Genomic DNA, 22900 nt, shown 5'->3' with positions numbered 1-22900 from the left:
TCAGGAGCGGCAACAGCGTACCGGCATGACAAAACCCCTCCGCTACAATCGGCCGCAGTATAAGCCCGCACCGCGGCCCGACCGCGCTGCTCCGTCTCTCCAGCCCCTCCTCCATGACTCCTGCACGCCGACCCGCCCTCCGCTGCCTGCATCTGCTTGCCGCCACTGTGGCCCTGCTCGCAGCTTCATGGGCCCAGGCGGACGAGTACGCCGACATTTCCCGCCTGCTCCAGCTGGGCAAGCCAGCCGAAGCCATCGTGAAGCTGGACCAGCGCCTGGCCGCCACCCCGCGCGATCCGCAGTTGCGCTTCCTGCGCGCCGTGGCGCTGGCCGATTCCGGCAAGCCTGCCGAAGCCATCGATGCCTTCGTGCAGCTGACCGAGGACTACCCCGAGCTGCCCGAGCCCTACAACAACCTGGCCGTGCTCTACGCCAGCCAGAACCAACTGGAAAAAGCCCGCGCAGCGCTGGAGACGGCGATCCGCACCAAGCCCGACTACGCCACCGCCCACGAGAACCTGGGCGACATCCACGCCAAGCTGGCCAGCCAGTCGTATCTGCGCGCGCAACAGCTGGACCGTGCCACGGCCGCCTCGGTGGCGCCCAAGCTCAAGCTGCTGCGCGAGCTGTTCGCCACCGAATCGAAGCCCGCCGCACCCCAGGCCGCCACCCCGGCCAGCCGCTGAGGTGCGCCGTCTTGCGCGCCGGCCCCGACCCCGCATAGCCGGGCGCCGCGGGCCCCCTAACCCTTTCGATCAAGGAGCAACCATGATTTCCAGAAGAAATATCACGCAAACGCTTGCTGGATGTGCGCTAGCAGCTATTGTTACAGTAGCAAATGCCCAGACCGCCGGTGCCGCAGCACCCCAGGTCAAGCTCGCCACCAGCCTGGGTGACATCGTGGTGCAACTGGATCCGGCCAAGGCGCCCAAGACGGTGGAGAACTTCCTGGCCTACGTGGCCGACAAACACTATGACGGCACGGTCTTTCACCGCGTGATCGATGGCTTCATGATCCAGGGTGGCGGCTTCACGGCCGACATGCAGCAAAAGCCCACCAAGGCCCCGATCCCGCTGGAAGCCACCACCGGGCTGAAGAACGACAAGTACACGATCGCCATGGCCCGCACGGCCAACCCCAATTCGGCGACCAGCCAGTTCTTCATCAACGTGGCGAACAACGCCATGCTCAACGCGCCCCAACCCGACGGCCACGGCTACGCCGTGTTCGGCAAGGTGGTGAGCGGTACCGAGGTGGTGGACAAGATCAAGGCCGTGGCCACCGGCAACCGCGGCATGCACCAGAACGTGCCCACGACCCCCGTGGTCATCCAATCCGCAACCCTGGTCAAGTAACCTGAAAGGACACCCGCCATGAGCAACCCACAAGTCGAACTGCACGTCACCATCAACGTTGCCGAGACGGCCACCCAAGGCGTCATCACGCTGGAACTGGACGCCGTGAACGCCCCCAAGTCCACCGCCAACTTCCTGAACTACGTGAACAAGGGCTTCTACGACGGCACGATCTTTCACCGCGTGATCAAGAACTTCATGGCCCAGGGCGGCGGCTTCACGGCCGATATGAAGCAAAAGCCGACCGATGCGCCCATCGAGAACGAGGCCGCCAACGGCCTGAAGAACGACAAGTACACCATCGCCATGGCCCGCACCGGCGACCCGCACAGCGCCACGGCACAGTTCTTCATCAACGTGGTGGATAACGCCTTCCTGAACCACACCTCCCCCACACCACAGGGCTGGGGCTACGCCGTGTTCGGCAAGGTGGTCAAGGGCGAGGACGTGGTCGACGCCATCAAGAAGGTGCGCACCACGCGCAAGGGCTTCCACGACGACGTGCCCTTCGACGCCGTGGTGATCGACAAGGCTGTGGCGCTGTAAGCCCTGCGATGACACCATCCGTGCCGCCGATGGACGAGCTGGCCGCGCCAGCCGCGTGGCGCACGGTGGACTTCATCTCCGACCTGCACCTGGAGCCAGCCCAGCCCTCCACGGTGCAGACCTTGCGGCAGTACCTGCACAGCACGCCCGCCGACGCGGTGTTCCTGCTGGGCGACCTGTTCGAGGTCTGGGTGGGCGACGACGCCATCGACGAGCCGGGCAGCTTCGAAGGCGCCTGCTGCGCCCTGCTCGCCCAGGCCACGCACGCGAGGCCGCTATATTTCATGCACGGCAACCGCGACTTCCTCGTGGGTGAGGGCTTCACGCGCCACACGGGTATACCCGTGCTGGCCGATCCCACGGTGCTCACGTTCGCTGGCCGACGCTGGCTGCTGTCGCATGGCGATGCGCTGTGCCTGAACGATGTGGAATACCAGCGCTTTCGCATCCTGGCACGCAACCCGCAATGGCAGGCCCAGTTGCTGGCGCGCCCGCTGCACGAGCGCCGCGCACAGGGCCGCAGCGCCCGCAGCGAGAGCGAGGCGCGCAAGCAGGCCGGCGCCGCGGTCTATGCCGATGTGGACAGCCCGGCCGCCATCGAGTGGCTGCGCGCCGCGGGGGCCCAGGCGCTCATCCACGGCCACACCCATCTGCCTGCGGACCATGTACTGGCCCCCGGCCTGGCGCGCCACGTGCTCACGGACTGGGACCTGGACGCCCACCCGCCGCGCGCCGGCGTGCTGCGCCTGACGGCCGAGGGCTTGCAGCGCCTGCCGCTCGTCCCCACGTAGCGGCATGGCACGTACCCGCGCACCCCTGCACTTCCTTCGCCAACTGGCCCTGCGCGTACGCGCCACCGTGGCCCCCCTCCCCGACATCTCCGCGCAACTGTGGTTGCAGACCCTGCGGCGCTACCCATTCCTGCAGGCGCTGCCACTGCATGACCAAGGCAAGCTGCGCGCCCTGAGTGCGCTGTTCCTGGACCGCAAGGAGTTCACCGGCGCCCATGGGCTGGTGGTGACCGATGCCATGGCGGTCTCGATTGCGGCCCAGGCCTGCCTGCCGCTGCTGCACTGGGGCGCTCCCGAGCGTGCGCTGGCCTGGTACGACGACTTCGTGGGTATCGTGGTGCATCCGGCCGAGGCCGTGGCGCGCCGCCAGGCCGTGGATGCCGCCGGCGTGGTGCACCACTACGACGAGGTGCTGTTGGGCGAAGCCATGGAGCGCGGCCCCGTCATGCTGAGCTGGCCCGCCGTGGACGGGGCCGGCCAGGGCGGACCGGACGGGCAGCCGGTCGCCACCAGCGTGGTGATCCACGAGTTTGTGCACAAGATCGACATGCGCAACGGCCCGGCCGACGGCTGCCCGCCTTTGCCTCCGGGATTCATGGGCACGCGGGGCGCGCGCGCCGCGCACGCGGCCTGGCGCGACGCCTGGGAGCCCGCGTACGAGCAGTTCCGCGAGCAGGTCATCATCGCCGAGCGTTTCGGCGGCGCATGGCCGTGGCTGGATGCGTACGGCGCCACCGCGCCCGCGGAGTTCTTCGCCGTGGCCTGCGAGGCGTACTTCGTGCACCGTGAACGTTTCGGGCAGGAATTCCCCACCCTGCTGCCCGTGCTGGATGCGTTCTTCGGCCGGCCCCTGTCCGGCTGAGGCGGCTTCGTCCCGCCCCTCAACCGCCCCTCAACCGCCCGTCAGCACGGCCCGCGCCGCCTGCGCAATGCTGGCGGCATCGACCCCAAAGTACGCACGCAGCGCCGCCCGCGTGTCGCTGCGGCCAAAGCCATCCGTGCCCAGCGCGCGGTAGCGGCGCCCCGCGGGCACATAGGCGCGCACCGATTCGGGCACGGCCCGCACATAGTCCGTGGCGGCAATGACCGGGCCGCTCGTTCCCTCCAGTACCTGCGTAAGCCAGGGCTTGGCATCGCCTGCATCCCCCCTGTCACGCCCGGCCTCACAGGCCATGCCGTCGCGCGCCAGCTCGCTCCAGCTCGTCACGCTGACCACGGTGGCCGCGATGCCCTCATCGGCCAGCCGTTGCGCCGCCTTTATGACCTCGGTGAGGATGGCGCCGGAGCCCAGCAGGGTCACGTTTTTTTGAGATGAAATTGAGCCATTGCGCTCATCCAGCAAGCGTTGATAGCTATTAAATAAATAGCATCCACGCAGCACCCCTGCATGGGCCTCGGCCGGCAGGTCCGGCTGGGCATAGTTTTCGTTCATGAGCGTGACGTAATAGAAAACGTCGCGCTGCTCGGCGACCATCTCGCGCATGCCGGCGTCCACGATCACGGCCAACTCGCCCGCGAAGGCCGGGTCGTAGGCCTTGCAGTTGGGGATGGTGGCGGCCACGAGGTGGCTGGAGCCGTCCTGGTGCTGCAGGCCCTCGCCGCCCAGCGTGGTGCGGCCCGAGGTGGCGCCCAGCAGGAAGCCGCGGGCGCGCTGATCGGCGGCGGCCCAGATGGCGTCGCCCACGCGCTGAAAGCCGAACATCGAGTAGTAGATGTAGAACGGCAGCATGGCCAGGCCGTGCACGCTGTAGCTGGTGGCGGCGGCCGTCCAGCTGGCGATGGCACCGGCCTCGCTGATGCCTTCCTCCAGGATCTGCCCATCCAGCGCCTCGCGGTACGAAAGCACCGAGCCGATGTCCTCGGGCGCGTAGCGCTGGCCCACGCTGCTGTAGATGCCCACCTGCTTGAACAGGTTGGCCATGCCGAAGGTGCGTGCCTCGTCGGCCACGATGGGGACGATGCGCGGGCCGAGCGTGACGTCCTTGAGCAGCGTACCGAGCATGCGCACGAAGGCCATGGTGGTGCTCATTTCCTTGCCATCGGCCGCCAGCGCAAACTGCGCATAGCTGGCGAGGGGCGGCACGGGCAGCACGTCGCACACCGTTTCGCGCCGGGGCAGGTAGCCGCCCAGGGCCTGGCGTTGGCGGCGCAGGTACTGCATCTCGGGGCTGTCGTCCCCCGGCTTGTAGAACGCCAGGCCCGTGGCCTGAGCGTCGCTCAAGGGCAGGTTGAAGCGGTTGCGGAATTCGATGAGGTCGGCGTCGTCGAGCTTCTTCTGGCTGTGCGTGGTCATCTTGCCCTGGCCGGCCTGGCCCATGCCGTAGCCCTTCTTGGTGTGGGCGAGGATCACCGTGGGTTGGCCGCGGTGGCGCGCGGCGGCAGCATAGGCCGCGTGGATCTTCACCAGGTCATGCCCGCCGCGCTTCAAGCGGTCGATCTGCTCGTCGGTCATGCCTTGCGCCAGCGCGGCCAGTTCGGGGGTCTGGCCGAAGAAGTGGTCGCGGTTGTAGCGCCCATCCTTGGCGGCAAAGGTCTGCATCTGGCCATCGACCGTCCCTTCCAGCGTGCGCACCAGCGCGCCCGTGAGGTCGCGGGCGAACAGGCCGTCCCAGTCGCTGCCCCAGACGAGCTTGACCACGTTCCAGCCCGCGCCAGCGAACAGGCGCTCCAGCTCGTCGATGATGCGGCCGTTGCCGCGCACTGGGCCGTCCAGGCGCTGCAGGTTGCAGTTGACGACCCAGACGAGGTTGTCCAGCCCCTCGCGCGCGGCGAGCGTGAGGGCGCTCATGGATTCGGGTTCGTCCATCTCGCCGTCGCCGAACACGCCCCACACCTTGCGTGCGGAGCAATCCAGCAGGTTGCGATGCGTGAGGTAGCGCATGAAGCGCGCGTGGTAGATGCTGCTGATGGGGCCGATGCCCATGGAGCCGGTGGGGAACTGCCAGAAGTCCGGCATGAGCCAGGGATGCGGGTAGCTGGAGAGGCCACGCGCGCCTTGCGCCGGGGCGGTGATCTCCTGGCGGTAGTGCATCAGGTCCCGCTCGCTCAAACGCCCTTCAAGGAAGGCGCGCGCGTACACGCCGGGCGCGCTGTGCGGCTGGAAAAACACCAGGTCGCCCCGGTGCTGGCCTTCGCCCAGACCCTCGCGGGCGCGGAAGAAGTGGTTGAAGCCGCTCTCGAACAGGTCGGCCGCACTGGCGTAGCTGGCAATGTGGCCGCCAAGTTCACCATAGGCCTGGTTGGCGCGCACCACCATGGCCAGCGCGTTCCAGCGCATGATGGACGCCAGACGCTCCTCGATCGCCAGGTCGCCGGGGAACACCCCCTGCTCCTGCACGGACACGGTGTTCACGTAGGGCGTATTCAAGCCGGGGCGCCAGTCCACGCGCAATTGGCCGGCCAGCCGGTTCAGCTCGTCCAGCAGAAAGCGCGCGCGCTCAGGCCCTGCCGTGGCCACCAGGGCCTGCAGGGCGTCACGCCATTCGGCGGTTTCCTGGGGGTCGGTATCGGGGCTGGCCGCGGCAGCGAGGGTAGCCAGTGTTGCGAGGGGCGTGGGGGCGTTCATCGCGCCACTGTAGGCCCCGCATACCGAAATAGGATGCCGATTCACACGATGTTTCACCCTTCATCGGCACAATATGCCGTTCACGGAATGATTTTCAGCATATGAAGCTTGACGCTACCGATTTGCGCATCCTGGCCGAATTGCAGGCCGATGGCGCGCTGTCCAATGTGGAGCTGGCGCGGCGCGTGCACCTGTCGGCTTCGCCCTGCCTGGCCCGGGTCAAGGCGCTGGAGGCCGCTGGCGTCATCAGCCGGTATGTGGCGCTGGCCAATGCCACGGCGCTGGGGCTGGGGCTCAATGTGTTCATCAACATCAGCCTGAAAAGCCAGAGCAAGGAAGCGCTCTCGGCCTTCGAACAGCGCATCGCCGAGCATGATCAGGTGATGGAGTGCTACCTGATGACGGGCGACAGCGACTACCTGATCCGCGTGGCGCTGCCCGACATCGCGGCGCTGGAACGTTTCATTCTCGAGCAGCTCACGCCCATCCCGGGCATCGAGAAGATCCGCACCAGCTTCACGCTCAAGCAGGTGCGCTACAAGACGGCGTTGCCTCTGCCAACGCCGTAGCGGTCAGCGGCTGGCAGGCGGCGTCGCCTGCGCCGGTATGCGCGCGACGTTGCCCGCCGCCATGTCTCCAGTGGCCACGCGGCGGCGCAGCTCGGCCAGCACGGCCTTCAGGCGGCGCGCATTCTCAGGGCCCATGCGCACCAGCATCTTCTGACCGCTGGAGAGTGCCTGCAGTTGGGGGTCCACGAATTCGTAGCGCACCCAAGGCCGGGTGGAGGGCACCTCGCCCACCACGGGCACCAGGCGCACCTGCAAGGGCCCCGCGGGCTCGGGCGCGGCGCGCAGGTGGTCGAGTACCGCCACCAGGCGGTCGTTGAAGTAGCGCCCGGGAAAGCCCAGTTCTTCATAGGCCGCCTGGAACAGCGGATACATGCGGGCATAGAGCTTCACCGCGGCGTCCACGGGCACGGCTTCGGCCAGCGTGACGAAGGCTTGGTAACGCGCCGCGTTGGCCGGTGCGATGGCCTGCGCAGGCGCATCCTGCGCCCCTTCCACCGTGAAACGGCCGGGCGTGGGCTGCACGGGCCACATGCGCGAGGGTGCCTGGGCGCGTGCCAAGTTGTCGATGGTCGCCACCATGCGGCGCACCAGCCCCTCGGGCTGCAGCAGCGCCGCCGCCTGCGGCCCCAGCAGTTCCGCCAGCGCGCGGGCCACGTAGGCGTCGGAATCGGCCAGCGCGGGCAGCGCGTCGGCCGGGGGTTCCAGCACTTCCACCGGGTTCTGCGGGCCGGACGCGGGTACCTGCGGCGCGGCGGCGGGGGGTGGCCTCGACGGCGGGGGCCGCGGGCGCAGGTTCGGGGGCCTGGGTGTGGCGCCACCCGAACCACCAGGCGGCGCCCGCGGCGGCGATCGCCACCAGGGCAATGACGGTCCAGACAGAGACCGAGGACTCCTGCCGGGGATGGAATTCGGCGGGGTCTCGTACAGGCATGGCGGTCCTTTCTCCACGAGGCCCCCTCGCACCGTGCAAGGGGTACCTTTGCTTCAATATTGATAGCTATTAGCGCTTGACCCGCCTATGCTACAGCCCTGTTTCATATAAAACCACGTTAAACCACCAGAGGTTACGAGGCTTACCACCGGGGTCAACCGGCGGCGCCTGCGGCCAGGCCGTGCAGCCAGGCCATGGAATCGCGCAGTTCCTCCGGGCGGATTTCGTGCATGCCCGGGTACTCGCGGTAGCTCAGCGCCAGCGGCAGCGTCCGGACATGGTCGCGTATGGCCTGGGCACTGGCCAGCGGAATGACGTTGTCCTGCACGCCATGGCTCACCCAGAGCTGGCGCCCCGCCAGCGCGGCCGGCTGCGCCGCATGGGGCAGCGCCTGCGGCAGCAGCCGGCTGTGCCAGACCATCGCGCCGTGCAGCAGTTCAGGCCGCGTGAGCAGCAGGGTCAGCGCCATGATGCCGCCCTGGCTGAAGCCGCCCGCCACCACGCGTGCGGCGGGAATACCCAGCTGGCGCGCCGCGGCGTCCACGGTCTGCGCCACCAGCGCGCGGCTGGCGGCCTCCTGCGGCTCGTTGATGCTGCGCGCGCCATCCGCCGCCACGGTGAATTCGAACCAGGCATTGGCCGTCGGCCCCATGCGGTACGGTGCGCGCAGGCTCAGCACGTGGTATTGCGGGGGTACATGCGGGGCCAGGCCGAACAGGTCCTGTTCGTTGCTGCCCACGCCGTGCATGAGCACCAGCAGCCACGGCTCGGAGCCGGGCGTCGCGGGGCGGTGAAGGAAGGAAAGGGGTAGGTCGAGCATGGGCAACGTCGTGATGGGGGAAGTGTCAGGCAGCCTGCAGCGCGAAGGCGTCCATGGCCAGCATGCCATGCATGACTTCGCGGCTCAGATAGTGCGCCTCGGCGCCTTCGCCGGCAGCGCCCAGCGCAAAGAAGATGGGCAGGAAGTGGTCTTCCGTGGGATGCGCACGCCGGGCATGCGGCGCACGGGCGCGGTAGTCCAGCAGGGCCGCGGTGTCGCCCTGCTCCAGTTGCGCCTCGATCCAGCGGCTGAATTCCACCACATAGGGCGCGGGCTGGTCGGCGCCGCCAAAGAACTCGGCCAGGTTGTGCGTCATGCTGCCGGAGCCCACGACCAGCACGCCCTGCTCACGCAGGCCGCGCAGCGCCGCACCCATCGCATACACCTCTGCCGGACCGGCACCCACGGGCAGCGCGACCTGCACCACGGGCACGTCGGCCTGCGGGAACAGATGCATCAGCGGCACCCAGGCGCCATGGTCGAAGGGGCGCGCCGCGTCGCCCCGCGCGTCGATGCCAGCCTGCTCCAGCAGGGCCAACACCTCCTGTGCCAGGGCGGGTGCTCCGGCAGCCGGGTACTGGAGCGCATAGAGCGGACGAGGAAAACCGCCGAAGTCGTGCCAGGTCTCGGGCTGCGCCCCGGTCATGACGGTGGCGCCGCGCGCCACCCAGTGCGGCGACATGATGACCACGCCGCGCAATCGGGGGTACTGCGCCTTCAGTTCAGCGCCCCAGCGGGTGAGCGCCGGGCCGGTACTGCCGGGCTCCAGCGCAAACAGCGGCGCGCCGTGCGAGACGAACAGCACGGGCAGCGCGGCAGCGGTCGTCGAAGAGGTGACAGAAGGGGTATGGGGGGTGTTCATGGCAAAACCTCAGTCCAGGTTGCAATCATGTGGGAGCGACACGCTTGATGCCAAGCGCCATAGACCCCATCACAGCGTCCCATCCATCACACCAATGCGATGTGAAAGCAGCGTCACTCTCCCAGATGGGGCCGCCCGCGCAATGCCTTGACACCTCCGCGCCGGCTTTTGGACTCCAGCCGCCGCTGCTGCGATCCCAGCGTGGGCCGCGTGGCACGTCGCACGCGCGGCGGCCGCGCCACGCTGTCCACCAGCGCCTGCAGGCGCGCCAACGCATCCAGGCGGTTGGCCTCCTGGGTGCGGTATTGCTGTGCCTTGATGACCAATACCCCCTGCTGAGTGATGCGGCTGTCGCGCAGGGCCAGCAGGCGCTGTTTCACATCTTCAGGCAATGAAGAGGCCGCGATGTCGAAGCGCAGGTGCACGGCACTGGACACCTTGTTCACGTTCTGCCCGCCCGCCCCCTGGGCGCGCATGGCGGTAAGTTCGACCTCGGCCGGGTCCACGCGCACGCCGGAAGAAGGATTGCCGGAGGCCATGCCCGTCCGTCAGGCGGCCCCGGCGCGCAGGGCGTCGTCCAGCGCCTGCAGGAAGCGCTGCGGGCGCTCAAACTGCACCCAGTGGCCGGCTTCCTCGATCAGCGCCATGCCGCGAAAGTCCGGTGCCGCCGCCGCGTAAGCGCCCTCCAATGCACCAATCCACTCCTTGTACAGAGCGTCGCTGCGGCCATAGATCGCATGCACGGGGCACGGCACCAGCGGCAGAGCGCGCGCCAACGCATCGGTATGCGCCAGGCGGCGGCGGGGCATGCGGTCGCGCACTACATTGGCCACGTGCGTGTTCAACGCCAGGCCGCCCAAACCGTCGATGAGCGAAGTGTCCTGGAGCATCAGCGCCGCCAGGTTGTAGCGGTGCGCCGCAATCTGCCCCTCCTGCGGCAGGTGGCGCCAGGCCTTGAGCTCGAATTGCCGTTGGGGCACCACCCCCATCGCCGGGGCTCCTACCAATACGAGCTGGCGGGCCAGTTCGGGGTGGGCTGCGAGCAGCAGGCCCGCCGTCAATCCACCAAAGGAAAATCCCACCAGGTCACACGGCCGTGGCCCGAACAGCGTACGCAGGCCTTCGGCCAGCGGCTCCACCAGGGCGTCCGCATCGCCCCCCACGGGTGGTGCGGCCGAATCTCCGAATCCCGGCAGATCGGGGACCCAGACCTCGCGACCACTGTCCTCCAGATCGTGGATGTTGCGCACCCAATGCGTCCAGCTGCCGCTGCCGCCATGCAGCAGTACCAGAGGCAGCGCACCATCCTGGGATGCCCCCCAGACATGCCAGACGATGTCGCCGGTACCGCAGGGGGTGGACTCGCGCCGTGCGCGTTGCTGCAACGCAGTGACTTCAGGAGGCAAGGGCAGCGTGGCGAGCGATGGCTCCCTCACCATTGGGCCAGCCCGTCAATGGCAAGGGCGTAGCCCTGCACCCCAAACCCGCACATCACCGCGCGGGCCGCGCCGGCCAGATAGGAGTGGTGGCGAAAGCTCTCGCGCGCATGCACGTTGCTGATGTGCAGCTCTACCACGGGCACTCCCGTGCCCTTCACGGCATCCAGGAGTGCCACGCTGGTATGGGTGTAGGCGGCAGCATTGAGCACGACGCCGGCCAATTGGCCCGCCGCATGCAGCCGGCCGGCCTCGTGGATCCAGTCCACCAGAGCGCCTTCATGGTTGCTCTGGCGAAATACCAGCGCCAACCCGTGGCGTGCACATGCGGCCGTGCACAGCTGCTCGACATCCGCCAGAGTCTGGGAGCCATACACCTGCGGCTCGCGCGTGCCCAGCAGGTTGAGATTGGGGCCGTTGAGAACGTAAACGGTTTTCGTCATGGAGTGCTAGCGCGGTTCTACCCGCCGCAACGGACCCGCGAATGCGCATTATCGCGGCCAGCACTCCGACTGGCGTGTCCGTGTCAGCGCCAATCGCGATGGCCGCGATGGTGCCGATGGCCGTGGCGGTACCCGTGCCCGTATCCGCGGTAATACCCCACGGGCGGTGCCACGACCACGGGTGGCGCGTAATAGACCGGGCGAGGAGCCCTGTATACGGGCGGTGCGTACACCACGGGCGGCGGGGCGTAATACACGGGGGGAGGCGAGTAATACACAGGAGCGGCGTTGCCCACCCCCACGACGGCGCCGGGCACGCCCACGCCGACAGACCAGTACACGTCGCTGCGTGCCTGGGCGGTGCCTGTGCCCACCAACAGGGCCAGCGCCACGCCGGCCGAGGCGGCGGCGGCAAACCAAGAGCGATGTTGGATCATGAAAATCTCCTATATAGGGGTGCCGCGGCACCCGGGCGCTTGAACACAAGGCGTTTGGACGTCTAACGCGCCAGCACCGTGAAAGGATGGCATGAACAGATGTTCAGGTTGTTTCCGAACGTACCCCGCGCCGTTTCCATGCGTAACCGCAGCGGCCGCTCAACAAGCGCTCGCGCCGGTAGTACGCATCTATGCCGCCTAAAATCCCCCGCATGAGCACCCCCGTCCATCACGACACTTCTGCGGAAGCCGCAAAACCCAGCAACTTCCTGCGCCAGATCATCGAATCCGACCTGTCGCACGGTGTGCATGCCCAAAAACACTGGGCGGGCAGCCCAGGCGACGCAGCCCACCACGCCGCCGCAGCGGTTGACCCTGCCAAGATCCGCACGCGCTTTCCGCCTGAACCCAACGGCTACTTGCACGTGGGCCATGCCAAGAGCATCTGCCTGAATTTCGGCCTGGCGCGCGACTACGGCGGCGTCTGCCACCTGCGCTTTGACGACACCAACCCCGAGAAGGAAGATCAGGAGTACGTAGACAGCATCATCGATGCCGTGCGCTGGCTGGGCTTCGACTGGAAAGACCCCGACGGCCACGAGAACCTGTACTACGCCAGCAATTACTTTGGCTTCATGTACCGCGCGGCCGAGTACCTGATCGAGACCGGCAACGCCTACGTGGACGAGCAAACGCCCGAAGAGATGCGCGCCAACCGCGGCGACTTCGGCAAGCCCGGGGTAGACAGCCCCTATCGCAACCGTACCCCTGCGGAGAACCTGGCGCGCTTTCGCGAGATGCGTGACGGCAAGCTCCCCGATGGCGCCGCCGTGCTGCGCGCCAGGATCGACATGGGGCACCCCAACATCAACCTGCGCGACCCGGCCATCTACCGCATCAAGCACGCCGAGCACCACAACACCGGCAACCAATGGTGCATCTACCCCATGTACACCTTCGCGCACCCGATCGAGGATGCGCTGGAGTGCATCACCCACAGCATCTGTACGCTGGAGTTCGAGGACCAGCGCCCCTTCTACGACTGGCTGCTGGACCGTCTGGGGGAAGGCGGCCTGATCGCCCGCCCCCAGCCGCGCCAGTATGAGTTCGCGCGTCTGAACCTCACCTACGTCATCACCAGCAAGCGCAAGCTCAAGCACCTGGTGGACAGCGGCATCGTGAGCGGCTGGGACGATCCGCGCATGCCCACCATCGTGGGCCTGCGCCGGCGCGGCTATACGCCGGCCTCCATCCAGATGTTCTGCGAGCGCATTGGCGTGACCAAGGACTACAGCTGGATCGACTACGGCACGCTGGAGGGTTGCCTACGCGAGGACCTGGAATCCAAGGCACACCGCGCCATGGCCGTGCTCGACCCGCTCCCGCTCACGCTGACCAACTGGGCCGAAGTCTTCGGCAGCGACGGCCACGTCGAGGCCTGCAGCCTACCCGCCCTGCCGCACGCGCACGAAGGCCAGGCTGTTCCCGAGCGCCACTTCACCCTGGGCCGCGAGGTCTGGATCGAACGCGAAGACTTCGCCGAAGTGCCACCCAAGGGCTACAAGCGTCTTTATCCTCCCCGGCTCGGGGCGGACGGGCAAATGCTTCCAGGCAACACCGTGCGCCTGAAGGGCGGCTACGTCATCGAATGCACCGGCTGCGAGAAAGATGCGGGCGGCCACGTCACCCGCGTGCTCGCCACCGTGGTGCCCGACACCAAGAGCGGCACGCCCGGCGCCGATAGCGTGAAGGTAAAAGCCGCCATCACCTGGGTGGGGGTGCAGGACGGCGTGCAGGCCGAGGTGCGCCTCTACGACCGCCTGTTCACCGACGCCCAACCCGACGCGGGTGGCAAAGACTTTCTGGCCCTGCTCAATCCCGACAGCCTGAAGGTGGTGACTGCCTATGTGGAGCCATCACTGGCGGCCGCCCAGCCCGACGATAAGTTCCAGTTCGAGCGCTTCGGTTACTTCGTGGCCGACCGGGTGGACCACAGCGCCAGCCGCCCGGTGTTCAACAAGATCACCGGACTGAAGGACAGTTGGGCGAAATAGCCAGCCGCTGCTCGACAAGCAAATGCCCGCGTCCGCGGGCATTTTTTTCGTCTCAAACCGAACGCCTGCGCATTACTGAGGGTGCACGACGGAAATTCTCCCGGCGCAAAGATGGATTTTTAATAACGATTCTCGTTTGCTTTATCATCCCACCACCTTATTGCCGAGAAAGACTTGAGCCTCATGTCCATGCCTATGAAATCCTTGGTTGTTGCATGTGTTCTGGCCGCTGCAGGCGCCGCAAGTGCGCAGGACCAGGTGGTCAACCTGTATTCCGCCCGCCACTACGCCACCGATGAAGCGCTGTACAGCGGCTTTACCAAGGCCACGGGCATCAAGATCAATCGCGTGGATTCTGATGATGCCGGGATCATGGCCCGTCTCAAGGCAGAAGGAGCCGCATCCCCTGCCGACGTGATCCTCCTGGTGGACGCCGCCCGCCTCTACCGTGGCGAGGCCGACGGCCTGTTCCTGCCCGTGCGCTCGAAGGTGCTGGAGGACGCCATTCCCGCGAACCTGCGCGCAACACCGGTCGCCGACGGTGGTATTCCCTGGTTTGGCCTGTCCACGCGGGCGCGTGTGGTTGTCTACAACAAGACCAAGGTCAACAAGGACGATGTGGACACCTACGAAGAGTTGGGCGACCCCAAAAACAAAGGCAAGGTCTGCATCCGTTCCGGCTCGCACCCCTACAACCTGAGCCTGTTCGGCGCCGTGATGGAACACGTGGGTGAACAGAAAGCCGAAGCATGGCTCAAGGGCGTGGTGAACAACCTCGCCCGCGCGCCCAAGGGGGGCGACACCGATCAAATCAAGGCCGTCGCAGCAGGCGAATGCGATATCGCCGTGACCAACAGCTATTACCTCGCCCGCCTGATGCGCTCGGACAAGCCCGAGGACAAGGCCGTGGTGGACAAGGTGGCGGTGGTGTTCCCCAACCAGCAATCGTGGGGCACGCACATGAACATCGCAGGCGGCGCAGTGGCCCGCCACACCAAGAACCAGGCCAACGCCATCAAGTTCCTGGAATACCTGGCCAGCCCTGAGGCTCAGAACTACTTTGCCAACGGCAACAACGAATGGCCCGCCGCCAAAGGCGTGGATCCGGGCAACCCGGCCCTCAAGGCCATGACGGGCGGCCAACCGTTCAAGAGTGAAACCATCCCCATTGGCGCGGTCGGCGCCAACACCGTCAAGGTACAGCAGATGCTGGACCGCGTCGGTTTCCGGTAAGCCCTCTGCCCCTTGCGCACAGCCCGGCCCTGCCGGGCTGTTGCTTTTCTAGGAGTGCCGGATCGCTCGGTGATAATTAACGTTTACGTTAACGTAACTTTGGAGACAGACCATGGAAATCAAGGGCAAGGTGTTCATCGTCACCGGCGGCGCGTCAGGCCTGGGTGAAGGCACGGCACGCATGCTGGCTTCAGCGGGCGGCTTGGTGGTGATTGCCGACATGCAGGCCGACAAGGGCGAAGCCGTCGCGCGCGAGATCGGCGGGCGCTTCGTGCGCTGCGACGTGAGCAGCGAGGCCGATGGCCAAGCCGTGGTGGCCGCAGCGGTATCGATGGGCAAGCTCATGGGCCTGGTGAACTGCGCCGGCATCGCCCCTGCGGAAAAGACCGTTGGCAAGAACGGCGCGCATGCGCTGGCTTCGTTCACCAAGACCATCACGGTGAACCTGATCGGCAGCTTCAACATGATCCGCCTGGCCGCCGAGGCCATGTGCAAGAACGAACCCGAAGCCACCGGCGAGCGCGGGGTGATGATCTCCACCGCCAGTGTGGCGGCCTATGACGGGCAGATCGGGCAGGCGGCGTACTCTGCTTCCAAGGGCGGAATCGTGGGCATGACACTGCCCATCGCCCGCGACCTGGCACGCAACGGCATCCGCAACATGACCATTGCCCCCGGCATCTTCGGCACCCCCATGCTGTTCGGCATGCCCCAGGAGGTACAGGACGCGCTGGCCGCCGGCGTCCCATTCCCCAGCCGCCTCGGCACCCCGCAGGATTACGCCAAGCTGGTGCGCCACATCTTCGAGAACGACATGCTCAATGGCGAAGTGATTCGTCTGGATGGCGCGATCCGCCTTGCACCGAAGTGATTTTTTGATAGCGCCTTGCGCTTGTCTGTATTGGGCTCGAGCCCGATTCCGTATATTTTCCTAACGAAACCAACGCGGACGCAGTCGGTGAGTAACTGCGGTTAGGGCTGGCGGCGCACGGACGCAGGCAAGCGCTGCAGTTCAATCTCCAAGGCGCGGATGTTGCTCTGGTGGCGGTTCACCGCCAACTGCGCATCCGCACCGCCCGCCCCCTCCTGCGTCTGCAGGCGCCGCAAGGCGTCGCGCTCCTTGTCCAGTTCATGGTTCAGGATCGCGCGGCGCCCATCATCATCGGGTTGCACGATCACGAGCGTGTGTCCTGGCAAAGCGGCGTGCGCGCGGCCGAAGCACAAAAACCGCTAGTACGTGCAAATAACGTAGGGTTTAGCGCATTTATTGATGCGAATGGACAGATTTTCAGTAGCCCAATGGGGCATGCCGGGAAGGGATCCATAAACATTCAGCCACGTAGCGGAGCGACGCCCTATGTCCGCATAGCTGCTTGGCTGTCGCAATAAATTCTGAAAACACAGAAAAAAAGCCACTGCAAAATTATTTGCAGCGGCTTTTTTGATATTGGCGGAGTGGACGGGACTCGAACCCGCGACCCCCGGCGTGACAGGCCGGTATTCTAACCGACTGAACTACCACTCCGCGTCGGTGTGACTTTTGCCCTATTGCTAATGCAACCGAGCCAAGTGCCACAAAACTTGGCGACCCTACGGGGATTCGAACCCCGGTACTCACCGTGAAAGGGTGATGTCCTAGGCCTCTAGACGATAGGGTCAAAACCTAGAAACTTGCAAACCAACAAATCTTGGTGGAGGTAAGCGGGATCGAACCGCTGACCTCTTGCATGCCATGCAAGTGCTCTCCCAGCTGAGCTATACCCCCAAGATGGCGGAGTGGACGGGACTCGAACCCGCGACCCCCGGCGTGACAGGCCGGTATTCTAACCGACTGAACTACCACTCCGCGTCGGTAGCTGCTTGCATTCTTGCGAATCAAGTGCAGCCAAACTTGGCGACCCTACGGGGATTCGAACCCCGGTACTCACCGTGAAAGGGTGATGTCCTAGGCCTCTAGACGATAGGGTCAAAACCTAAGAACTTCCGTTCAAATCATCAGGTGGTGGAGGTAAGCGGGATCGAACCGCTGACCTCTTGCATGCCATGCAAGCGCTCTCCCAGCTGAGCTATACCCCCTTTGACTTCGACATTTAATTTCTTATCTGTCGTCATCACCTGAGCCTTGAATTATAGACAGGTTTTTAACGACTTTTCAATCGCGCGAGGATTTTTTCGCGACCCAGCAGCTCCAGCACGGCATCCACCGACGGCGTATGCGCGGTACCCATGGTCAGCACCCGCACGGGCATGGCGAGTTGCGGCATCTTCAAACCCAGCTGCTTGAGGACATCCTTGATCGCAGCGTTGATCGCGTCCTTGTTCCACGCCACGGTCTCCATGGCGGCGGCAAATGCGTCGAGCGCCGGTGTGGCGGTTTCAGTCACGTGCTTCGCGAAGTCGTCTGCATCGGGCTCGATGGCGTCCACATAGAACACGCGCGCCCAGCGTGCCAGGTCCACCAGCGTTTCGCAGCGGTCTTTGAACAGCGCACAGATGCGCGGCAAGCGGTCATCAGCATCCAACTGCGCCTCTGGAACACCCGCCTGCACGACGAAGGGCCGGACGAGTGCTGCCAACTGTGCATCTTCCATGGCCTTGAGATGCTGTGCGTTCACCCAGCGCAACTTGGCCTCGTCGAACTGGCCGGCGCTGCGGCCCAGGTGATCCAGGTTGAACCATTCCAGGAATTGCGCGCGGCTGAAGATCTCGTCATCGCCATGGCTCCAGCCCAGGCGCGCCAGGTAGTTGACCATGGCGTCGGGCAGGTAGCCCTCGTCGCGGTACTGCGTCACGGCCTTGGCACCGTTGCGCTTGCTCATCTTCTCACCCTGCTCGTTGAGCACGGTGGGCAGATGAGCGAACACGGGCACCGTGGCGCCCAGGGCCTCGAAGATGTGGATCTGGCGCGGTGTGTTGTTCACATGGTCGTCTCCGCGAATCACGTGGGTGATGCGCATGTCCATGTCGTCCACGCAAACGCAGAAGTTGTAGGTGGGCGTGCCGTCCGGGCGCGCGATGACCAGGTCGTCCAGCTCGCTGTTCTGGAACTCGATGCGACCCTTGCACTTGTCGTCCCAGCCAACCACACCGCCCTGGGGCGTCTTGAAGCGCAGCACAGGCTTCACGCCTTCCGGCACGGGCGGCAGCACCTTGCCGGGCTCGGGGCGCCAAGTGCCGTCATAGCGGGGCTTTTCCTTCGCGGCCATCTGGCGTTCACGCAAGGCATCGAGCTCTTCCACGCTCATGTAGCAGGGATAGACATGGCCTGCAGCCTGCAGTTGGGCCAGGACTTCCTTGTAGCGCTCCATGCGCTGCATCTGGTAGTACGGGCCCTCGTCATGGTCGAGCTGCAGCCAGGACATGCCCTCCAGGATGACGTCGACCGAGGCCTGGGTGGAACGCTCCAGATCAGTGTCCTCAATGCGCAGGATGAACACGCCGTCGTTGGCACGTGCGAAGGCCCAGGGATAGAGCGCGGAGCGGATGTTGCCCAGGTGGATGAAGCCCGTGGGCGACGGGGCGAAACGGGTGCGTACTTGTTGTTGTGTCATGGCAGGGTGTCCAGGCCTCGGCAGAGGTCGGTCTTCAGATCGTCGATATGTTCCAGGCCTACGGAGACGCGGATCAGCCCCTGACCGATGCCGGCCGCCTGGCGCTGCTCTTCCGTGAGGCGCCCGTGCGAGGTGCTGGCCGGATGGGTGATGGTGGTCTTCACGTCGCCCAGGTTGGCGGTGATGGAGCACACGCGCGTGCTGTCGATGACGTGGAAGGCATTCGCGCGCAGCTGCGCCGCGCCTTGCCCCACCACGTCGAACGCCAGCACCGGGCCGCCCATGCCGCCCTGCTGGCGCATGGCCAATGCATGCTGCGGATGGCTGGCCAGGCCCGAATAGTGCACGCGCGCCACCTTGGGATGTGTGGCCAGCCAGGTCGCCAGTTCCAAAGCCGCGGCGCTTTGCGCGCGCACGCGCAGCGACAGCGTCTCCAGCCCCTTGAGCACGACCCATGCATTGAACGGCGACAGGTTCAGCCCCGCGCTGCGCATGAAGGTGCCCATGACCTTGTCCACCAGCGCGGTGGTGCCGCACACGGCGCCCGCCATCACGCGGCCCTGGCCGTCCAGCAGTTTGGTGCCCGAGTAGACCACCAGGTCAGCGCCCAATTGCGCCGGGCGCTGCAGCGCGGGCGAGCAGAAGCTGTTGTCCACCGCCAACAGCAGGCCGCGCGCATGCGCGATCTGCGCCAGTGCGGCGATGTCGCACAGATCGCCCAGCGGGTTGGTCGGTGTCTCGGCAAACAGCAAGCGGGTGTTCGGGCGGATGGCCGTCTCCCACGACTGCAGGTCGGTCTGCGAGACAAAGGTCGTCTCTACGCCGAAGCGCGCCAGCTCCGACCCGAGCAGCTTGAGCGTGGAGCCGAACATGGACTGCGAGGCCACCACGTGGTCGCCGCTCTTGAGCACGGTAAGCGCCATCAGCAGGATGGCCGACATGCCGGTGCTGGTGGCCACCGCGCATTCCGTGCCCTCCATGGCCGCCAGGCGGCGCTCGAAGCTGCTGACCGTGGGGTTGGCGGTGCGGGTGTAGGTGTAGCCCGGCTCTTCGTTGGCGAAGCGGCGTGCGGCGCTTTCGCAGTCGCTCTGCACGAAGCTGCTGGTCATGTACAGCGCCTCGCTGTGCTCGCCCCACTGGCTGCGCGCGACGGCCTCGCGAACGGCGAGGGTCTCGGGGCGCAGCCCCTCGGGCAGGGGTTGATCGGTCACGGTGGCGGTCCTTGTTCTAAAAAATAGGAGCTGATAGCGCTTGCTGTACCTGGACTTCAGGCATTTTTTACCCTGAAACCCAGTACCAACAAGCGCAAGGCGCTCATCTTTTTGATGAGCGCGAGTGTACTCACGCCTCCTGGGCGTTGGGCAGGGACAGCCGGGAGGTGTCTTCCTGCTCCTCTTCACCACCCCGGTTGCGGCCCTCGTTGAGCGCGGTCACTTCCTCGTCGGAGATGTCGCCGGTGATGTACACGCCGTCGAAGCACGAGGCCTCGAACCCCTCCACCTTGCGGTTGATCTTGCCCACGGCCTGCTTCATGGCCTCCACGTCTTGGTAGATCAGCGCATCGGCGCCGATCAGCTGGCGGATCTCCTCCACCGTGCGGCCGTGCGCGACCAGCTCGGAGCGCGTGGGCATGTCGATGCCATAGACATTGGGGTGGCGCACCGGCGGCGCGGCAGAAGCCAGGTAGACCTTCACCGCGCCGGCGTCGCGCGCCATCTGCACGATCTCCTTGGAGGTGGTGCCGCGCACGATGGAGTCGTCTACCAGCAGCACCTTGCGGCCCTTGAACTCGCTGCCGATAGCGTTGAGCTTCTGGCGCACCGACTTCTTGCGCACGCCCTGCCCCGGCATGATGAAGGTGCGGCCCACGTAGCGGTTCTTGACGAAGCCCTCGCGGTACGGAATGCCCAGCAGCTGCGCGAGCTGCATGGCGCTGGGGCGGCTGGATTCGGGGATGGGGATGATGGCGTCGATCTCGCTGGGAGGCACGGTGGAGATCACGCGCTTGGCCAGCGTCTCGCCCATGTTCAGTCGCGCCTGGTAGACCGAGATGCCGTCCATCACCGAGTCGGGACGCGCCAAATACACGTACTCGAACACGCAGGGGTTGAGGTGCGGGTTCTCGGCGCACTGCTGGGTTTCCACGCGGCCGTCGGCGTGCACGAACACGGCCTCGCCGGGCGCGACGTCACGGTCCAGCACCTGGGTCGTGCCCTCCAGCGCCACGGATTCGCTCGCCAGCATCACGGTGCCGTCCGCGCCGCGGCCCATGCACAGCGGGCGGATGCCGAACGGGTCGCGGAACGCCAGCAGGCCATAGCCGGCGATCAGCGCGATCACGGCGTAGGAGCCCTTGACGCGCTTGTGCACCGCGCGCACGGCCTTGAATACGTCCTCGGACTGCAGCGGCGCGCCGCTGGTGGCGCGCGCCAGCTCATGCGCCAGCACATTGAGCAGCACTTCGGAGTCGCTCTCGGTGTTGGTGTGGCGGTGGTCGGTGTCGGCCAGTTCGCCGCGCAGCTGCTTGGCGTTGGTGAGGTTGCCGTTGTGCACCATCACGATGCCGAACGGCGCGTTCACGTAGAACGGCTGGGCCTCCTCCTCGCTGGAGGCATTGCCCGCCGTGGGATAGCGCACCTGCCCCAGGCCGATGGTGCCGGGCAGTGCGCGCATGTTGCGCGTGCGAAACACGTCGCGCACCATGCCCTTGGCCTTGTGCATGAAGAACTTGCGCCCTTCCTGCGTGACGATGCCCGCGGCGTCCTGTCCCCGGTGCTGCAGCAGCAGCAAGGCGTCATAGATCAGCTGATTCACGGGGGCCGTGCTGACCACGCCGACAATTCCACACATAGTTTCGTTCCAGTTTTGGCGGCGGGGTTTCCCGCCGATCACACACATCACTCACCGCGGCCGCGCCGCCAGGCCCGCTAGGAAGGCAGATGGCGGCCCAGTTCATCCGGCAGCGCGGGCCTCAACCCCTTGAGCGCTCCCTGCAACAGGGGGGCGGCTTGCGATTCCTTCCACCACGGCGCATCCTGCATCGGCGTCCAGCCGGCCACCAGCACCACGGCCAGCAGCAGCACCAGGCCGCGCAGCACGCCAAACAGTGCCCCTAGCGCCCGGTCCGCGGGCCGCAGGCCCACCGCCTCGACCAGTTTCTTGAGCAGCCACGCCACCAGCCCACACGCAAACACCGCACCGACGAACACCACCGCGAAGCCCGCCACATGGCGCCAGGTGGCATCCGCCTGCCCCATGGGCAGCAGCGCGCCCATATCGTCCGCGAACCATTGCGCGGCAAAGAACGCCACCACCCAGCCGGCCAGCGACAGCAACTCGAATACCAGCCCGCGCCACGCACCGATCAGCAGCGACGCGCACAGCACCACCAGGAAGATCCAGTCCAGCGCCGCCATGCGCAACCTTTGAAACCGCCGTCCCGCGCCGCCAGCCGGCCTACAGCGCCAACACCGACGCGGACAGCCCCGCGCCCTTGACGCGGCCGGCTGCCTTGTCGGCGTCCGCACGGCTGGTGAATGGACCCACTCGCACGCGCGTGCGCTTGCCATCCTTGGTGTCCACCACCTGGGTATAGGTCTTGAGGCCAGAGCGCTCCAACCGATCACGCACCTCGCGCGCCTTGTCGGCGTCCGCGAAGGCGCCTACCTGCACGATGAAGCGGCCCTGCTCCTCGCGCGCAGCGACCGGCGCGGCGCTGGGCTGCGGGTTGCGGCCTTCGAGCAGTGCGCGGGCGCGCGCGGCATCGTCCTGGCGCGCAGGCTTGGGATCGGGCCGGGGTTCTGGTTTGGATTCCGGTTTGGCCTCTGCCTTGGGCGCGGGCTTGGGCTCCGGTTTGGGCTCGGGCTTGGATTCCGCCGGGGTTTCCGCCTTAGCCGGCACTTTGGGCTCGACGCGCGCAGTGGGCTGCGAGGCCGCTGGCGCACTGCGTGGGCGGGACGCCACCACTTCCTCGCCCGCATCCAGGCCGGAAGTCGCCGGCTCCGCGGCGCGGGGGGTGTTGGCCTCTTGCTGCGGCACCACCAGCGGAGCCACCTTGTGGCGATCGGGAATGTCCATCGCCACATTCACCGGGACCGGCCGCGGCTGGGTGTCGAACAGCAGGGGGAAGCCCACCACGCCCACCAGCACCAGTACTGCCGCGCCCAGCAGGCGGTGGCGCGCGCGTCGGCGCATTTCCTCGATGCTCTCGGCCTGCGGAGTGCGTGAGCGCTTGGCGGGTTTGTTGGTGTCGCCCGACGGCTCCTGCCGGCCAGGCCAACGAAACTTGAAAAATGCCATGGAGTGC

The 22900-nt window shown here is 66.3% G+C and carries 22 protein-coding genes, 6 tRNA genes and 1 pseudogene; 9 read left to right on the top strand and 20 right to left on the bottom strand.

The features are described from left to right. Positions 1–113: 113 nt before the first annotated feature. From I3K84_RS02140 to I3K84_RS02120, 5 genes are all read left to right on the top strand, one after another. Positions 114–686 (top strand): tetratricopeptide repeat protein, encoded by a 573-nt coding sequence (locus tag I3K84_RS02140; protein ID WP_196995404.1) that lies wholly within the window; start codon positions 114–116, stop codon positions 684–686. 82 nt (positions 687–768) lie between these two features. After that, positions 769–1356: a peptidylprolyl isomerase gene (locus I3K84_RS02135; RefSeq protein WP_103737986.1), complete on the top strand. Its 588-nt coding sequence runs from the start codon at positions 769–771 to the stop codon at positions 1354–1356. Positions 1357–1374: 18 nt separating this feature from the next. Then, positions 1375–1902 carry a peptidylprolyl isomerase gene (locus I3K84_RS02130; RefSeq protein ID WP_015913573.1) on the top strand — a complete coding sequence of 176 codons (528 nt, stop codon included), beginning with the start codon at positions 1375–1377 and terminating at the stop codon, positions 1900–1902. Between the two features lie 8 nt (positions 1903–1910). After that, a complete protein-coding gene (locus I3K84_RS02125; protein WP_172207197.1) occupies positions 1911–2693 on the top strand; it encodes a UDP-2,3-diacylglucosamine diphosphatase in 783 nt (260 codons plus the stop codon). 4 nt (positions 2694–2697) lie between these two features. After that, a complete protein-coding gene (locus I3K84_RS02120; RefSeq protein ID WP_196995403.1) occupies positions 2698–3555 on the top strand; it encodes a zinc-dependent peptidase in 858 nt (285 codons plus the stop codon). A 30-nt stretch (positions 3556–3585) separates the two neighbouring features. On the opposite strand, the gene mdeB is transcribed toward I3K84_RS02120, so the two are convergent. Next, a complete protein-coding gene (gene mdeB / locus I3K84_RS02115) occupies positions 3586–6258 on the bottom strand; it encodes an alpha-ketoglutarate dehydrogenase (RefSeq protein WP_196995402.1) in 2673 nt (890 codons plus the stop codon). Between the two features lie 101 nt (positions 6259–6359). On the opposite strand from mdeB, the gene I3K84_RS02110 reads away from it, so the two are divergent. Beyond that, positions 6360–6827 (top strand): Lrp/AsnC family transcriptional regulator, encoded by a 468-nt coding sequence (locus I3K84_RS02110; RefSeq protein ID WP_015913577.1) that lies wholly within the window; start codon positions 6360–6362, stop codon positions 6825–6827. A 3-nt stretch (positions 6828–6830) separates the two neighbouring features. Here I3K84_RS02110 and I3K84_RS02105 read toward each other — a convergent pair. The 7 genes and pseudogenes from I3K84_RS02105 to I3K84_RS02075 form a co-directional block, all read right to left on the bottom strand. Next, positions 6831–7758 (bottom strand): annotated as a pseudogene (locus tag I3K84_RS02105) (DUF3014 domain-containing protein). 154 nt (positions 7759–7912) lie between these two features. Further along, entirely contained in the window at positions 7913–8578 is a 666-nt protein-coding gene (locus I3K84_RS02100; RefSeq protein ID WP_047351430.1) for an alpha/beta hydrolase, read from the bottom strand. A 25-nt stretch (positions 8579–8603) separates the two neighbouring features. Then, the gene (locus tag I3K84_RS02095; protein ID WP_047351431.1) at positions 8604–9440 is read right to left on the bottom strand and encodes a class III extradiol ring-cleavage dioxygenase; all 837 of its coding nucleotides are present in this window, start codon (positions 9438–9440) and stop codon (positions 8604–8606) included. Between the two features lie 113 nt (positions 9441–9553). Next, complete coding sequence (arfB, locus tag I3K84_RS02090; RefSeq protein ID WP_011804885.1) at positions 9554–9979, bottom strand: alternative ribosome rescue aminoacyl-tRNA hydrolase ArfB; 426 nt, start codon at positions 9977–9979, stop codon at positions 9554–9556. A gap of 9 nt (positions 9980–9988) precedes the next feature. Then, a complete protein-coding gene (locus tag I3K84_RS02085) occupies positions 9989–10879 on the bottom strand; it encodes an alpha/beta fold hydrolase (protein ID WP_196995401.1) in 891 nt (296 codons plus the stop codon). After that, positions 10873–11319: a type II 3-dehydroquinate dehydratase gene (aroQ, locus tag I3K84_RS02080; protein WP_011804883.1), complete on the bottom strand. Its 447-nt coding sequence runs from the start codon at positions 11317–11319 to the stop codon at positions 10873–10875. The genes I3K84_RS02085 and aroQ overlap by 7 nt, the downstream gene beginning before the upstream one ends. Before the next feature lie 83 nt (positions 11320–11402). Further along, positions 11403–11756, bottom strand: a complete 354-nt coding sequence (locus I3K84_RS02075; protein ID WP_011804882.1) for a hypothetical protein — start codon at positions 11754–11756, stop codon at positions 11403–11405. A 212-nt stretch (positions 11757–11968) separates the two neighbouring features. Between I3K84_RS02075 and I3K84_RS02070 the strand changes: the two genes are divergently transcribed. The 3 genes from I3K84_RS02070 to I3K84_RS02060 all read left to right on the top strand — a co-directional run bounded on the left by I3K84_RS02070 (position 11969) and on the right by I3K84_RS02060 (position 15914). After that, the gene (locus I3K84_RS02070; RefSeq protein WP_011804881.1) at positions 11969–13810 is read left to right on the top strand and encodes a glutamine--tRNA ligase/YqeY domain fusion protein; all 1842 of its coding nucleotides are present in this window, start codon (positions 11969–11971) and stop codon (positions 13808–13810) included. A gap of 183 nt (positions 13811–13993) precedes the next feature. Then, positions 13994–15043, top strand: coding sequence for an extracellular solute-binding protein (locus tag I3K84_RS02065; RefSeq protein ID WP_172207208.1), 1050 nt, complete (start codon positions 13994–13996; stop codon positions 15041–15043). Positions 15044–15155: 112 nt separating this feature from the next. After that, the gene (locus tag I3K84_RS02060; protein ID WP_015913585.1) at positions 15156–15914 is read left to right on the top strand and encodes a 3-hydroxyacyl-CoA dehydrogenase; all 759 of its coding nucleotides are present in this window, start codon (positions 15156–15158) and stop codon (positions 15912–15914) included. Between the two features lie 101 nt (positions 15915–16015). Here I3K84_RS02060 and I3K84_RS02055 read toward each other — a convergent pair whose 3' ends face one another. The 12 genes from I3K84_RS02055 to I3K84_RS02000 all read right to left on the bottom strand — a co-directional run bounded on the left by I3K84_RS02055 (position 16016) and on the right by I3K84_RS02000 (position 22893). Beyond that, positions 16016–16222 (bottom strand): hypothetical protein, encoded by a 207-nt coding sequence (locus I3K84_RS02055; RefSeq protein WP_172207210.1) that lies wholly within the window; start codon positions 16220–16222, stop codon positions 16016–16018. 269 nt (positions 16223–16491) lie between these two features. Beyond that, positions 16492–16568: transfer RNA gene (locus tag I3K84_RS02050), tRNA-Asp, on the bottom strand. A gap of 57 nt (positions 16569–16625) precedes the next feature. Further along, a tRNA-Glu gene (locus tag I3K84_RS02045) sits at positions 16626–16701 on the bottom strand. 31 nt (positions 16702–16732) lie between these two features. After that, positions 16733–16808, bottom strand: a tRNA-Ala gene (locus tag I3K84_RS02040). A 4-nt stretch (positions 16809–16812) separates the two neighbouring features. Beyond that, positions 16813–16889 (bottom strand) — tRNA-Asp (locus tag I3K84_RS02035). A 46-nt stretch (positions 16890–16935) separates the two neighbouring features. Continuing rightward, positions 16936–17011, bottom strand: a tRNA-Glu gene (locus I3K84_RS02030). A 32-nt stretch (positions 17012–17043) separates the two neighbouring features. Then, positions 17044–17119, bottom strand: a tRNA-Ala gene (locus I3K84_RS02025). Positions 17120–17184: 65 nt separating this feature from the next. Next, complete coding sequence (gene gltX, locus I3K84_RS02020) at positions 17185–18594, bottom strand: glutamate--tRNA ligase (RefSeq protein ID WP_047350469.1); 1410 nt, start codon at positions 18592–18594, stop codon at positions 17185–17187. Then, complete coding sequence (locus I3K84_RS02015; protein ID WP_196995400.1) at positions 18591–19805, bottom strand: O-succinylhomoserine sulfhydrylase; 1215 nt, start codon at positions 19803–19805, stop codon at positions 18591–18593. The genes gltX and I3K84_RS02015 overlap by 4 nt, the downstream gene beginning before the upstream one ends. Positions 19806–19935: 130 nt before the next feature. After that, positions 19936–21444, bottom strand: a complete 1509-nt coding sequence (purF, locus tag I3K84_RS02010) for an amidophosphoribosyltransferase (RefSeq protein ID WP_011805892.1) — start codon at positions 21442–21444, stop codon at positions 19936–19938. Positions 21445–21521: 77 nt separating this feature from the next. Then, positions 21522–22010, bottom strand: a complete 489-nt coding sequence (locus I3K84_RS02005) for a CvpA family protein (protein ID WP_011805893.1) — start codon at positions 22008–22010, stop codon at positions 21522–21524. Positions 22011–22050: 40 nt separating this feature from the next. Beyond that, positions 22051–22893: an SPOR domain-containing protein gene (locus I3K84_RS02000; RefSeq protein ID WP_196995399.1), complete on the bottom strand. Its 843-nt coding sequence runs from the start codon at positions 22891–22893 to the stop codon at positions 22051–22053. Positions 22894–22900 lie beyond the last annotated feature (7 nt).

The organism is Diaphorobacter sp. JS3051 (genome assembly GCF_015832135.1).
Classification (GTDB): Bacteria; Pseudomonadota; Gammaproteobacteria; order Burkholderiales; family Burkholderiaceae_C; genus Diaphorobacter; species Diaphorobacter nitroreducens.
This window is presented reverse-complemented; position numbering and strand designations above follow the sequence as displayed.